Raw genomic sequence first — 14,012 nt, 5'->3', positions numbered from 1 at the left:
GCGGCATCGAATGGGCCGCGCCAAGCTTCGAGGATCTGCCGACGCAGTACACCATCGTCAATGGCTTCGCCTCGTTCCCGGTGCTGGAGAGCCTGGGCGGCTATGTCTTCGACATGGTCGGCGGCGCGTCCGGCGACGATACCTACCGGCTGGACTGAGCGCATGGCGAAACCCGGCGACGTGCCCGCCTCGCTCCCGTCCCCCCGCATCGTCGGCGGGGACGGCAAGCCGCTGCTGACGATCGACGTCCACGCCCACGCGATGTTTCCGCAGGTGGAGAAGCTGACCGCCGGGCGTCCCGAACGCGCGGGCGAGGAGGCGCTGCGCGTGCGCACGATGGGGCAGGAGACGGTGGACTACAACCGCGACGTCATGGTGCCCGGCTGCTTCCCGCGCCTGACGCAAGTGGACAGGCGGCTGGCCGACATGGACGCGATGGGCGTCGACGTGCAGGTCGTCAGCCCGTCGCCCAACCAGTACCACTACTGGGCGCCGCAGGATCTGGCGGCCGACCTCGTGCGCATCCAGAACGAGGCGCTGGCGGACTTGTGCGCCGCCGCGCCCGACCGGCTGATGGCGCTGGGTGCGGTATCGCCGCAGCATCCCGAACTGGCGGCGGCGCAGCTGCGCCATGCGGTGAAGGAACTGGGCTTCAAGGGCGTCGAGATCAGTTCGGTGATCGGCACCATGGACTTGTCCGATCGCCGGCTCGACCCGTTCTGGCAGGCGGCCGAGGATACCGGCGCGCTGGTGTTCATTCATCCGATGGGCTGCTCGCTCGACGAGCGGCTGGCGCCCGCGTACCTCTCCAACCACGTCGGTCAGCCGGTGGAGCATGCGGTCGCGCTTTCGCACCTGATCTTCGGCGGGGTGCTCGACCGGCATCAGGGGCTGAAGGTGGTGGCGGCGCACGGCGGCGGCTACCTGCCCGCGCACATGGGCCGCGCCGACCACGCCTGGGCGCAGCGGGCGGACGCCTGCACCTGCCAGCACCGGCCCAGCAGCTATCTGAAGCGGCTCCATTTCGACAGCCTGGTGTTCGAGGCGCAGGATCTGGCGCTGCTGATCGAGCGGGTGGGCATCGCCAATGTGGTGATCGGCACCGACTACCCCTTCGACATGGGGCATTACGACATCCATGGCCTCGTCGCCGCGCTGCCCGGCCTTGACGATGCCGACCGCGCGGCGCTGCTGGGCGGCAACCTGCTGCGGCTGATGACGTCATCGTGAATCGTCATCGCGCGCGAAAGGGGGGATCGCGCCGCGCCGGGGAATCGTGTTAGTCGAGCGCCATCGAACCTTCAAAAGGCGGCGTATTCTTCGCTCATTGCTGGACAATCGCCTGATCCCGGACATGCCATGACCCAGACTTCCCAGCCCGGCTGGCGCCCGCTGACCCCCGCCGATCTCGACGGCGTGGTCGCGGTGGCCGACGTCGTCCACCCCGACTTCCCCGAGGACCGCAGCGTCTTCGTCAACCGGCTGGAACTGTTCCCCGACGGCTGCATGGGGTTCGATCGCGGGGCGGGACTGGAGGGCTATCTGGTCAGTCACCCGGCCCGGCTGGACACGCCGCCGCCGCTCGACACCTGCTTCCCCGCGCTGCCGGACGGCGCCGACTGCCATTACATCCACGATCTCGCGTTGCTGCCATCCTGCCGGGGGAGCGGCGCAGGCAAGGCTGCCGTCAAGCTCGCTGCCGAAGTCGCGGCGCGGCACGGTTTCGACCGGATGGCGCTGGTGGCGGTCAACAATTCGGGCGCGTTCTGGACCCGTTGCGGGTTTCGTCCGCTGGCCTGCGACGCCACGCGGGCCAGGCTTGCCAGTTATGGCGAGGATGCCTTGCTGATGCTGCGCGACCTCGCCTGAAGTCGCCACCTGACGCGGCGGCTTCGGGGCAGGGCTGCAAATCGAGCACTTCTCTGCGCTTGCCACGATTGGCGGCGTGGCGGCCGGGAACAACGCCCCCTGCAGAGGTGATGACACCGCTGCAGGGGGCATGTCTTCAAGGCTGATCGGCGCGCGGCAGCCGGATCATTCGCTGATGAACGTCGTCGTCGCGATCCTGTGCAGCACCGCCACCTTGCCCAGGCTGGTCTCGCCACCGGCCTCGTCCTTGTGGCTGGCGGTCAGGATGTAGCGGCCCTTTTCCCGAAGCGGCACGGCCAGCGTACCTTGTGCGTCGGTCCGCACCGCCTTGGTCCATTTGTCCGGCGAGATCACGGTGACTTGCGCGTCCGCCACCGGCTTGCCGTCGCGCACCAGAACGAAGCGGTCGCCGCCCGCGCTCACCGGCGCGATCTCGAAGGGCATGGCGGAGCGCGCCTCGGCGCGGCCGGCGCGGGCGAAGTAGGCGACGCCTTCCTTCTTGCCGTCCTCACCCCAGGGCGCGAACACGGTATCGTCGTGCGCGCGCACGTCTCCGGCCGGAACCGCCACTTCGAGGTAGCCGGCCTTGCGCGCCATCGCCGCCTTGCTTGCGGGGAGCAGTTGCGGCGTCTTGAGGTGATCGAACTCCGGATCGCCGCCGGGGGGCAGTGCTTCGCCGGGCTCGCCAAGGTAGATGCGGGCAGGGCCGGTGCCGTCGCGCTCGATCCAGACTTCGTGCGCCTGCGCGGCGGGTGCGGCGAGAGCCAGCAACAGCGGGGTCAGATACCTGTAGGTCATTTCGCTCTCCGTGTCGTATCGGCGCTCGCTGGCGCCAGGATGAAAAACAGCAATGCCGCCGCGCCGGAACGGAGCGTGTCTCGCAAGACGATAGCGTCCCCGGCCGCGAAGGCGAGGACGAAAACGACGCCGTGCGCACTTGCGTGACGGGGCCTCGCTTCTGCAGCATCGCCGCGCGCCCTCACGTCATCGCCGAGGTTCGACTTCGAGACGTCATACCGCCGCAATACCGCGAGACGCATGTGCCGTTTCTCCGAGGACATGCCATGACCGATCTCACCCGCCGCTCGCTGCTCGGCGCCGCCGCCCTCGCCGGACTGCCGGCCTCGATCGCCCGCGCCGCCGCGATCGCGCCCGACGTGCGCAGCGGTACGATCGCGGACGTCGCCCATGTCGTGATCCTGATGCAGGAGAACCGCAGCTTCGACCACTACTTCGGCACGATGCGCGGGGTGCGTGGCTTCGCTGACCGCTTTCCGATTCCGCTGGCGCCGGTCGCCGACAGGCCGCGTACGGTATGGGACCAGCTTGACGACCCGGCCGGTGCGCCGGTCCGCCCCTTCCACCTCGACACCCGCGCGGCTTTCGACGTCATGCGCGTCGCCGGCACTCCGCATACCTGGCCCGACGCGCAGCGCGCCTGGGACGAAGGGCGGATGGGCAACTGGCCGGCGGTCAAGACGCTGCGCGCCATGGGGCACTACCGGCGCGAGGACATCCCCTTCCAGTTCGCGCTCGCCGAGGCCTTCACCATCTGCGATGCCTATCACTGCGCGATCCAGACCGGCACGAACACCAACCGGCTGTTCCTGTGGACCGGCACCAACGATCCGCACGGGACGCAGGGCGGCCCCGCGATCGGCAATTCGCACGACAATTTCCCCGAACAGGGCGGCGCCGCGTCCGACTACCTGTGGGGCACCGTGCCCGAGCGGCTGCAGGCGGCCGGCATCGACTGGCGCATCTATCAGGACATGGCGGACAACTTCACCGACAACCCCCTGGTCGGTTTCCGCGCCTACCGGGAGGCCAATCGCGGGGGCAATCGCGGGGCCAATCGCAATGGAACCGGCGCACAGTTGAAGGACCGCGCGCTCTCGACCCAGGCGCTCGACCGGCTGCGTGCCGACGTCCTGGCAGGCACCCTGTCGCAAGTCAGCTGGATCATCTCCGATGCCAAGGGCAGCGAGCATCCCGGCCCTTCCAGTCCCGCCCAGGGTGCCCTCTACACCGCACAAGTGCTCGATGCGCTGACCGCCAATCCCCGCGTCTGGGCGCGCACCGTGTTCCTCGTCATGTTCGACGAGAACGACGGCTTCTTCGATCACGTACCGCCGCCCGCGCCGCCCTCGCTGGCGGCGGACGGGTCGGTGCTGGGTGGCTCGACGGTCGATCTGGCCGGCGAATACCACCGGAACGCGGCTCCGGACGAGGAGAAGATCGACGAGCCCGCCTTGCGCGGACGTCCCTATGGCCTCGGCCCGCGCGTGCCGATGTACGTGGTCTCGCCGTGGAGCCGTGGGGGATGGGTCAACTCGCAGGTGTTCGACCATACCTCCGTGATCCGCTTCCTCGAGGCGCGGTTCGGCTTTCACGAGCCGAACATCTCGCCCTGGCGCCGCGCCGTATGCGGAGACCTGACTTCCGCCTTCGACTTCTCGGCACCAGACCGGGCGCCCTTCGGTCCCATGCCCGATCCGCGCGCCGATGCCCGGCGCGCCGGTGCGATCGTGGACCAGCCCAGCCCGGTGCCGCCCGCGAATCCCGGCGCCTTGTGGCAGGAGACGGGCCTGCGCCGCTCGCGCCCGCTGCCTTACCGGCTGGACGTGGAGGAGCACATGGACGCGGACGGGATCGTCCTGCAGTTCGTCGCCGAGGGCGCGGCCGCCGTGTTCCATGTCCATGATCGCGGCGCCCTGTCGCTGCCGCCCCGTCGCTACACCGTTGGCGCCGGGCAACGCATCGAGGGCCACTGGGGCTGGAGCGATCGGGGGGACTACGACGTCTGGGTACTGGGACCGAACGGCTTCCACCGCCATTTCGTCGGCCACCGGGACGATGCCGCGATCACGTTGTCCTGCCGCGCCGCGCTGCTGAGCCTCGACCTGCGCGCCGCTTCGCAGCAGGCCGCCATGCCCGCGCTGCGCCTGCGTACGATGCTCGCGTCCACGGCCTCGCACCGGGAAGCGGCCATGGATGGCCATGCCTCGATCTCGCTGCGCGAAACCTCGGGCTGGTACGACGTCGAGATCGCGGCGGCAGGTCCGGTCCGCTGGCGCCGCCGGCTGGCGGGCCGCGTCGATCTGGCCGGGCGTGAAACAACGAGCGATCCGTTCATGCGCCCGGTCTGAACCGTGCCGCCCCGGCGGCGGTTGCCCGCATCGTCCAGAAAAGCCTTCCGGTCCGACGCCTGATGGACCTATAGCCCGTCCGGCCAGCCACGGGGCCTCCCGAGCGGCATTGTCGCAGCCAGGGAGGCTACCAATGCACGCGATAGAAAACAGGCGTCACCCGTTTGGGCCGGTCGATTGTCCTTGTTTCGTGGAGTACGATTCGCGGAACGGCGGGACCGGCATCTCATGATCGACGATCCCGCCATGGAGGCATGGTTCTGCCGGGAAGTGCTGCCTCAGGAGGCGGCATTGACGAATTTCATCCGGCGAAACTGGCGTGTGGAGGAAGAAGTGCAGGATCTTCGGCATGACGTCTACGCGCTGGCGATCGCGGGTGCCCGGCGGGGTCTGCCGGACAACACCCGGGCCTATCTGTTCAGGGTGGCGCGCAATCACCTCATCAACCAGGCGAAGCGGGCGCGGATCGTGTCGATCGACCTTGTCGCGGACCTGGAAGCGATCGACGAGCGGGTGGACCTGCTGTCCGCAGAGCGCCAGCTATCCGCGCGCGAGGAACTGCGGCGTTTCCGCGACGGCCTCGATCGCCTGTCCCCGCGGATGCGCGAAGTGGTGATGTTGCGCAAGGTGGAGGGCTGCGATACCCGGGAAACCGCCGCAAGGATGAATATCGGGACCGACACCGTGAAGAAGCAACTGGCGCTGGGAATGAAGGCGCTGGCCGATTTCATGCTGGGGGGATCGGGCAGGGTGATCCGGCCGGGGCCGCGCGCGTCGACCCGCAGGCATCGGCAGGATTCCCGCGACGATCGGCGAGAGGGATGATTTCCGCGCAGCAGGCCCAGGATCAGGCGGCCGAGTGGCTGGTTCGCCAGGAGGAGGCGGAATGGGGCGAGGGCGACCAGTCCGCGTTCGAAGACTGGCTGCAGGCGTCCGAGGGCAACAAGGCCGCATACTGGCGGCTGAAACATACCTGGCACGGGGCCGGTCGCCTGCGCGCGCTGGCGACGATCGCGCCGATGCGGCGCTCCGTCTTCGCCCGGCATGGCGAACTGTTCAGGCGGGCAGCGGCCGTGCTGCTGCTCGCGGCCGTGGGCGCAGCTTCTATCTTCGCATGGAACCGCGATGCCGCCGTGGCGCCGGCGGAGGCGGCGCAGATGCGGTTCGAAACGCCGGTCGGGGGACGCAAGGAAATCCGCCTGTCCGACGGCAGCGTCATCGATCTCAACACCGCGTCGGTTCTGCGCGTCGTCCTGTCGGATACCGAACGCAGGGTGTGGCTGGATCGCGGCGAGGGCTATTTCCAGGTCGCGCACATTCCCGCGCGGCCCTTCGTGGTGGTAAGCGCAGACCATGCGGTGACCGTGCTGGGCACCCGCTTCGCGGTGCGGCGGGAACAGGCCAGGACCACGGTGTCGGTGATTTCCGGGCGGGTTCGGCTGGCGCCTTCGAAGGCGGTGGCGGACGGCGGGCGCCTGGCCGTGCTGACGGGCGGCGACATCGCCGTCGCGAGCGGGCGATCGACACTGGTGACGACGCATTCGGTGCGGGAGGTGGAGGATGCCCTTTCCTGGCGCACCGGCACCTTGACCTTCGACGATGCGCCGCTTGCCGAAGCGGCGGCGCAGTTCAATCGCTACAACCGCCAGCAGTTCGTGCTTGCCGATGACGAGGTGGCGGCGATGCGGATCGGCGGCGCGTTTCCCGCCTCCGACCCGGTCGCCTTTGCCCGCCTGCTGCGCGATGCCTATGGCCTGAAAGTCCAGATTGGCGATGATATAGTAAAGGTTTCCCGCTAGCGCGTACCCCCAAGCCGCCTTTGATTTGTCTACTTCATCAGTAGGCAATTGACCGGTACCCTCGCAAGGAAGGTTCCGGTCGTCACGGGGGACTTGGATTTGACGAACAGACTGATGGCCGCGCTTGCGGGGGCGACTTCGATCGCCGCGATGGCGGCGACACCGGCCATGGCGCAGCAGCGGCAATTCGCGATCGAGGCGGGGGATCTCAAGGGCGCGCTCGATGCCTTCGCGCGGCAGACCGGCCGTCCGGTGATCTATCGCTCGGAAGACGTGAAGGGCGTGCGCTCGCCGGGCTTTCGCGGCACTGCCTCGGCCGAAACGGCGCTTTCCGCGATCCTGGCGCGCAGCGGCTTTGCGCCCCGGTTCGATTCGTCCGGCGCGGTGGCGATAGTGCGCACGCCTGCGCCGCAGGCGCGCAAGTCACCTGCCGCCGCCAGGCCGGTAGAGCAGGTCGCCGTGCCCGCGGCCGACGATGTGCCGGCGGAGGCCGAACCGGCGATCGTCGTCACCGGCATCCGCTCGTCGCTCGAACGCGCTGCCGATGTGAAGCGCAACGCGGTGCAGGTGGTGGATTCCATCGTCGCGGAAGATATCGGCAAGCTGCCGGACCCGACGACCGCAGCGGCGCTGCAGCGCGTGCCGGGCATCCAGGTGGAGACGGATCGCAACAACGAACTGACCAACGTGCGCATTCGCGGCCTGACCGACATCGGCCGCACGCTCAACGGGCGCGAGATGTTCACCACGACATCGCGCGATTTCGACGTGAAGGACGTGCCTGCCCAGGCCCTTTCCCGGATCGACGTGTTCAAGTCGCAGACGGCAGACCTCATCGAAGGGGGCGTTGCCGGGGCGATCGACCTGAAGCTCAACCAGCCGTTCAATTTCAAAAAGCCCACTTTCGTCGTCACCGCGCGCGAGAACTATGCGAGCCGGTTGGGCAAGGCAGGTCCGCAGGTCGGTGGACTGGCGACGACCCGCTTCGATACCGGGATCGGCGAGATCGGCGTGCTCGTCAACGGCAGCTTCTCGAAAAGCGACAGCGAGCGCAGCCAGACGAACATGACCGACCGGCGCAGTTCGGGTGTCAGTCCGCTCAATACGCCGGGCTACCTCATCCCGCAGGTCATCCAGAACATGCCCAATGTGGGCGCCGTCACTCGCGGTGAAGCGAACGCGGCGGTGCAGTGGCAGGCATCGCCCTCGCTTCAGGTCTATGCGGAGGGGCTCTACACCTATTTCCGCACCACCACCGGTTTTTCGGGCTTCAATCCCCAGCCCTTCAATGCCGGAACCTCGATCACCGATATCGTGGCGAGCGACAATTGCTTTCAGACGCGGGTGAATGCTTCGGGCACCAACCCCACGCTCGTCAACAATGCCGACGGCACGCAGTCGCTTCAGCCCTACACCGTCCAGACGCTGTGCGACATAAAGAGCGCCACGCTCAAGAATGTCGTCATCAACCAGAACTCCTCGTCGGACCGCCTGACGCAGACCAACCGCATGGTCGCGGGAGGCTTGAAGTTCGACCGCGATCGCGCCCGGGCGACGCTCGACGTCTCCTACCAGAAGTCGCGCAGCTTCGACGAGAACGTCAACATCGAGGTGGGTCAGCGGGTCGATACCGTCTACCTCACCACCGACAACGACGGGGCGGCGGCGATCTCGCTCGATCCCTCGATCCCCACGAGCAGCGCCAACCTGTCGCTGCGCAACGCCTTCAACCAGAACTTCACGCTGGCGACCGGATCGCTGTTCCAGGCCCGGTTCGATGGCGAACGTGACCTCGGCGGGATCTTCAGCAAGATCCAGGCCGGGATACGCTTCGCCGATCGCAAGGCGGTCTACCGCAACGTCCAGCAGACCAATCCCACCAGTTCGATCGGGTGCAACAACATCGAGACGGGCAAGGCATCCTGCCTCGTCTCCGACCTCGGGCTGTCTTCGGACTTCATCGGCACCATCGGCTATGCGCCCGGCATCAACGGCGGTTCGAACTTCGTCGGCGCCAGCCCCGACTATCTCCTGTCCGAACGCGGGCGCAACGAACTGCGCTCGCTGTTCGGACTGGCGCTGCGCCAGCCGGACTACGATCCGACGCACCAGTTCGACGCCTCCGAACGGACCTGGGCGGGCTATGTGCAGGCCGCCTATGCGATCGATCTCGGCGGCGATCTGGCGCTGGACGGCGTGGTCGGCGTGCGCGGGGTGAATACCGACCGCACGATCGCCACTTATCGCAAGGACAGCACCGGGGCGATCGTCCCGATCAGCGAGACGCGCAGCGATTTCGACCTGCTGCCCAGCGCCACCGCGCGCCTCCAGTGGCCGGGCGGATTCCAGATGCGCCTCGATTATTCGCGCACGATGCGGCGGCCCGACTTCGGTTCGCTGAACCCCACGCAGTCGCTGACTTATGTGGGCAACGTCTTCCTGCTCAACACCGCAACGGCGGGCAACCCCGATCTCAAGCCGCAGAAATCCGACAGTTTCGATGCCACGGCGGAATACTACTTCCACTCGGGCTCGATCTCGCTGGACGGGTTCTACCGCACCATCCGCAACCGCGTGGTGAGTTCCGCCGTGCAGACCACCATCGATGGCACCGCCTTCCTGCTCACCACCCCGCGCAACGTGGGTGAAGTGACGCTCAAGGGTATCGAAAGCAGCGCCCAGTACTTCTTCGACTTCCTGCCCGGCGCCTTTTCGGGGATCGGCGTGCAGGCCGCCTTCACCTACATCGATTCCCGGATCGGCGGTTCCGATCCGCTGGCCGGCCGTCCCCTGCAGGGTGTGTCCAAGTACAACTACACCCTGGGCGCGCTCTACGAGAAAAGCGGCATCAGCGGACGCCTGATCTACACGTTCCGGTCGCGCTACTACAGCGGCGACAACAGCGGCGCGGTATCGCTTCGTCCGATCGACAGCAGCCGTATCGATGACGTGTTCATTCCGACCCAGCTGATCTACGTCCGCCCGGCGGGCCGGCTCGACTTCAGCATCGGCGTCGACGTCAACCCGGCGTTCCACATCGACATCGGCGGCACCAACATCACGCGTACCCGAACCCGCCAGTACTTCGGCGTCTCCTACCTGAATGCCCAAGTCTACGGGGACGAGACGACCTATTCCATCGGCGTCAGGGTCCGGCTGTGAACGGACAGGCACGCGCAACAGGAAAGCCATCTATGAAACACCTTTCAGGAAAGCCGCGCATGGGATCGATCGCCAGACGCACGCTGCTCGCCGCCACGCTCGCGGCCCTGGTGCTTCCGGCCGCCGCGCTCCCCGCCACGGCGCAGGAGGCGGCCCCTGCGCCGCCATCCAGGCCGAACATCGTCGTCTTCCTCGCGGACGACATGAGCTATGCGGATATCGCGCCCGATGGCGACCGCAATGCGCGCACGCCCAACCTGTCGCGGCTGGCGGCAGACGGGCTGGCCTTCGACAAGGCCTTTGCCGCCTCGCCGACATGCGCCCCCAGCCGGGCGGCCATGCTGACGGGGCTCATGCCGGCCCGCAACGGCGCGGAGGCCAATCACGAACGGCCCGACCCCGCGATCCGCAAGCTGCCGTCCTACCTTCAGGCGCAAGGCTATCAGGTGGTCGCGATCGGCAAGGTGGCGCATTACAAGGATGCCTCCTTCTACGGTTTCGATTACCAGGCGCACGACACCTTCCACGACGACGCCTCGATCCCCGAGGCGATCAAGTGGCTCAAGGAGCGCAAGGACAAGCGCCCGCTCGCGCTGTTCGTGGGCAGCAACTGGCCGCATGTGCCCTGGCCCGGCTCGACCGACGGTTTCGATCCCAAGGCGCTCTCGCTTCCGGCCAAGACGGTCGACACCCCCGAAACCCGGCAGGCGCGGGCGCAATATTACGCCGCCGTGCAGCGGCTCGACCTGGAACTGGGCGACGTGCTGACCGCGACCGACGAAGTGCTGGGCAAGGACACTTTCCTCCTGTTTTCGTCCGATCAGGGCACGCAGTGGCCTTTCGGCAAGTGGAACCTCTACGATGCCGGTATCCATGTGCCCCTGATCGTGCGCTGGCGCGGGCAGGTGACGCCGGGCTCGCACACGCAGGCGATGGTGAGCTGGATCGATATCCTGCCGACGCTGACTGAAGTGGCGGGCGGGCCGCCGCCCACCGGGATTGACGGGCTTTCCTTCGCCGGTGCACTGCATCCGGGCAGCCATTTCGCCGGGCGGCAGGAAATCTTCGCGACGCATAACAACGACGGCGATTTCAACGTCTATCCTGCGCGTTCCGTGCGCACCCAGCGCTGGAAATACATCCTCAACCTGCACCCGGAGTACTATTTCACCACTCACACCGATCAGTTCGCACCGCTCGGCGGAGATGCCTACTTCGCTTCGTGGCGCCGCGCCGCGCAGGCCGACCCCTCGGCCGCGCGGATCGTCAAAGCCTATTACCAGCGACCGGCCGAGGAACTCTACGATCTGGAAGCCGATCCCGAAGAGACGCGCAACCTGGCTGACGATGCCACCCACGCACGGGTGCTGAAGGACATGCGCGCGCGCCTCGGCAACTGGCGCCGGCTGCAGGGTGACGATCATCCGGTAAAAGGCAAGCCGCACCTCAACGCCGACCCGCTGCCGAAGGACAAGTGAGGCTTCATGTCCTGAGGCGCCATCGATCGGGACGATGCGGCGGCGGTGCCATGCGGCCGACGATGCCCCGGAGACCGTTTGGGAATGGCATTATTCGAAACGGTCTCCAACGGCCGATCGCAGGGCGGGAACGTCCAATGCCCGTCGGCGCGGTCGGCCTAGTTCAGATCGGTTCCGGTCGGCGAGATCCGGCCTTGTCGGATGAGCAGGTTCTGTTCACGCGCCTGCACGACCTGGGAGAGCGGCGGGACGTCATGTGTAATCCAGACGTTGCCGCCGATCTCCGATCCGGCACCGATGGTGACACGCCCAAGGATCGTCGCGCCTGCGTAGATGACGACGTCATTCTCGATGATGGGATGACGCGGCAGGGCCTTTATCAGGGCGCCGCTCGCTTCGGCGGGAAAATTCTTCGCTCCCAGGGTCACGCCTTGATAGATGCGCACGTTGTTGCCGATGATGGCCGTCTCGCCGATGACCACGCCGGTGCCGTGATCGATGAAGAAGCCTTCGCCGATCTGCGCCCCTGGGTGGATGTCGATGCCGGTGCTGCTATGCGAGATCTCCGATATGATCCGCGCGACCAGCGGTGCACCCATCAGGTACAGCGTGTGCGCCAGGCGATGATGGATGATGGCCAGCAGTCCGGGATAGCAGATCAGCACTTCGTCGATGCTGCGCGCGGCCGGGTCACCCCGGAAGGCGGCCTCGATGTCGAGGTCCAGCAGCCGCCTGAGATTGGGCAGTTCGTGCAGGAATGCGACGACGATCTCGGTCGCGCGCTGGTCCGCCACAAGGCTTTCGATCTCGATCGCATAGGCCAGTTCCAGCCGTAGCTGGGCGTGAAGACGACTGGCGGCGATCTGCAGCGTCTGCGTGATGAAGGTGTCTTCGTTGGCCTGCCGGACGAAATCGGGCCCCAGCCGCAGGGGGAAGAGGGCGCTGCTCAACTCCTCGGTGATCTTCGCCAGGCGGATGCGGGACGGAAAGCCTTTCGCCCCATGCTCGACATGACGCGCGTTGGTGCTTCGCCAATGGCGGCGTATCCCGGCGAGTTCCCGCACCACTTCGCCGACGTCCCAGAGGTCCAGCGGATCGGCGCCGGACTCCCGGTCATGCTCGGCAACGCGCGTCGGCAAGCGGAAGTCGCTCATCGCATCCGTCCCTCTTTGTGGTGGCCCGTCCTGTTCGTTCAAGCTTCTATCTGCTCCTTGTGCCGGACCGGCGAATCCGTTCGACGGGCGGCGGCATGGCGGTTCTCGATATGCTGCAGTCCAAGGTGTCCGCGCAAGGTCCGGGCTTCGTACCCCGCCCGGAAAAGGCCGCGCTCCACCAGTATGGGAACGACCTGCGCGCGGAACCGATCCCAGTCCGCGGGGTGCTGGACGAAGAGATTGAACCCGTCGGCGGCGCCGCTCTCGTACCACTTCTGCATCTGATCGGCGATCGTCCCGGGGGCGCCGACGAGCCGCAGCCATCCCAGCGCCTGCGCTTCCAGTATACCGCGCAAGGTGACGCCGGCGCGCCGCGCCTTGTCGATATCGTCGTGGAACCGGCTGATCCCGGCGCCTTCGCTTCGGGGGATATCGGGAAATGGCGCGTCCAGATCGTAGGCGCTGAAATCATGCCCGTCGAACTGGCGTGAAAGCGCCGCCAGCCGGCGCCGGATATCGCCGGAAGTGGTTCTCTCCCGCTCGATCTGCCGCGCCTCCTCGTCGGTATCGGCGATGGTGACGCCGAGCGCCGGGATGAAGAGCAGTTCGTCCGGATCGCGCCCAAGCGCCCGGGCGCGACCACGAATGTCCTGGGAGAGTTCGATGGCCTCGGCGGTGCTGCGCGCGAAGCTGAAGACGATGTCCGCCCGCCGCGCGCTGAGATCGCGGCCCTGATCCGAAGTCCCGGCCTGGACCAGCGGCGGCTGTCCCTGCGGCGAACGCTGGATGTTGAGCGGCCCCGTGACCGAGAAGAATTCTCCGCGATGGTCGAGACGATGCTGCCTTGAAGGATCGAGGAACCGGGCCGCCGTACGGTCGCGAGAGAAGGCATCTTCTTCGTACGAGTGCCATAGGCCCTGTACCGCCTCGACCGCTTCGTCCGCGCGCCGGTATCGCGTGTCGTAATCACCATGGCCGGAGCGACTGAAGTTGCCCGCCGTCCCGGGATCCTGACTGGTCACGATGTTCCACCCGGCGCGGCCGCCGCTGATGAGGTCGAGCGAAGCAAGCCGCCGGGCGATGTCGAACGGCTCGCTGTATGTCGTGCTGACGGTCGCCACCAGGCCGATGCGGTTGGTGGCATGGGCGACGGCGGAGAGCAGTGTCAGCGGCTCCAGCCGGTTCAGGTGGTGGTTGGGAAAGTCGGGCGTGATGTACTGGCTGTCGACGATGAAGACGAAGTCGAAATGGGCGTCCTCGGCTTCCTTCGCCTGCTTCACGTACCAGTCGATGTCGACGCTGGCGTCCAGCGGCACTTGCGGGTCGCGCCACAGTTCGGTTCCGGACCCGTCGCCTACGCCGATCAGGACGGCGCCGAGTTTCAATGTGTCGCGTGGCATG

10 protein-coding genes are annotated in these 14,012 nt (G+C 67.1%); 7 read left to right on the top strand and 3 right to left on the bottom strand.

The features are described from left to right. Positions 1 to 162 precede the first annotated feature (162 nt). Together V2S85_RS14955 and V2S85_RS14950 are read left to right on the top strand one after the other, a co-directional pair. Positions 163 to 1,230 carry an amidohydrolase family protein gene (locus tag V2S85_RS14955; protein WP_330703638.1) on the top strand — a complete coding sequence of 356 codons (1,068 nt, stop codon included), beginning with the start codon at positions 163 to 165 and terminating at the stop codon, positions 1,228 to 1,230. Between the two features lie 129 nt (positions 1,231 to 1,359). Next, the gene (locus V2S85_RS14950) at positions 1,360 to 1,869 is read left to right on the top strand and encodes a GNAT family N-acetyltransferase (protein WP_330703637.1); all 510 of its coding nucleotides are present in this window, start codon (positions 1,360 to 1,362) and stop codon (positions 1,867 to 1,869) included. A gap of 165 nt (positions 1,870 to 2,034) precedes the next feature. Here the strand turns inward: V2S85_RS14950 and V2S85_RS14945 are convergent, their stop codons facing one another. Beyond that, positions 2,035 to 2,667 (bottom strand): DUF4198 domain-containing protein, encoded by a 633-nt coding sequence (locus V2S85_RS14945; RefSeq protein WP_330703636.1) that lies wholly within the window; start codon positions 2,665 to 2,667, stop codon positions 2,035 to 2,037. 266 nt (positions 2,668 to 2,933) lie between these two features. Here V2S85_RS14945 and V2S85_RS14940 point away from each other — a divergent pair, with 266 nt between their 5' ends. From V2S85_RS14940 to V2S85_RS14920, 5 genes are all read left to right on the top strand, one after another. Next, positions 2,934 to 5,018 (top strand): phosphocholine-specific phospholipase C, encoded by a 2,085-nt coding sequence (locus V2S85_RS14940; RefSeq protein WP_330703635.1) that lies wholly within the window; start codon positions 2,934 to 2,936, stop codon positions 5,016 to 5,018. A 228-nt stretch (positions 5,019 to 5,246) separates the two neighbouring features. Further along, positions 5,247 to 5,843, top strand: a complete 597-nt coding sequence (locus V2S85_RS14935; protein ID WP_330703634.1) for an RNA polymerase sigma factor — start codon at positions 5,247 to 5,249, stop codon at positions 5,841 to 5,843. Beyond that, on the top strand, positions 5,840 to 6,817 hold the full coding sequence (locus V2S85_RS14930) for a FecR family protein (RefSeq protein ID WP_330703633.1): 978 nt from the start codon (positions 5,840 to 5,842) through the stop codon (positions 6,815 to 6,817). Before V2S85_RS14935 ends, V2S85_RS14930 begins: the two co-directional genes overlap by 4 nt. A 99-nt stretch (positions 6,818 to 6,916) precedes the next feature. After that, complete coding sequence (locus V2S85_RS14925; RefSeq protein WP_330703632.1) at positions 6,917 to 9,979, top strand: TonB-dependent receptor; 3,063 nt, start codon at positions 6,917 to 6,919, stop codon at positions 9,977 to 9,979. A gap of 59 nt (positions 9,980 to 10,038) precedes the next feature. Continuing rightward, positions 10,039 to 11,457 (top strand): sulfatase, encoded by a 1,419-nt coding sequence (locus V2S85_RS14920; protein ID WP_330703631.1) that lies wholly within the window; start codon positions 10,039 to 10,041, stop codon positions 11,455 to 11,457. A gap of 158 nt (positions 11,458 to 11,615) precedes the next feature. Here the strand turns inward: V2S85_RS14920 and epsC are convergent, their stop codons facing one another. Beyond that, the gene (gene epsC, locus V2S85_RS14915) at positions 11,616 to 12,611 is read right to left on the bottom strand and encodes a serine O-acetyltransferase EpsC (protein ID WP_330703630.1); all 996 of its coding nucleotides are present in this window, start codon (positions 12,609 to 12,611) and stop codon (positions 11,616 to 11,618) included. 38 nt (positions 12,612 to 12,649) lie between these two features. Then, complete coding sequence (locus tag V2S85_RS14910) at positions 12,650 to 14,011, bottom strand: NtaA/DmoA family FMN-dependent monooxygenase (RefSeq protein WP_330703629.1); 1,362 nt, start codon at positions 14,009 to 14,011, stop codon at positions 12,650 to 12,652. Position 14,012 lies beyond the last annotated feature (1 nt).

This window comes from Novosphingobium resinovorum, from assembly GCF_036352595.1.
GTDB classification, from domain to species: Bacteria; Pseudomonadota; Alphaproteobacteria; order Sphingomonadales; family Sphingomonadaceae; genus Novosphingobium; species Novosphingobium resinovorum_B.
The sequence above is the reverse complement of the archived record's forward strand: the minus strand, read 5'-3'. Positions and strand labels throughout refer to the sequence as shown.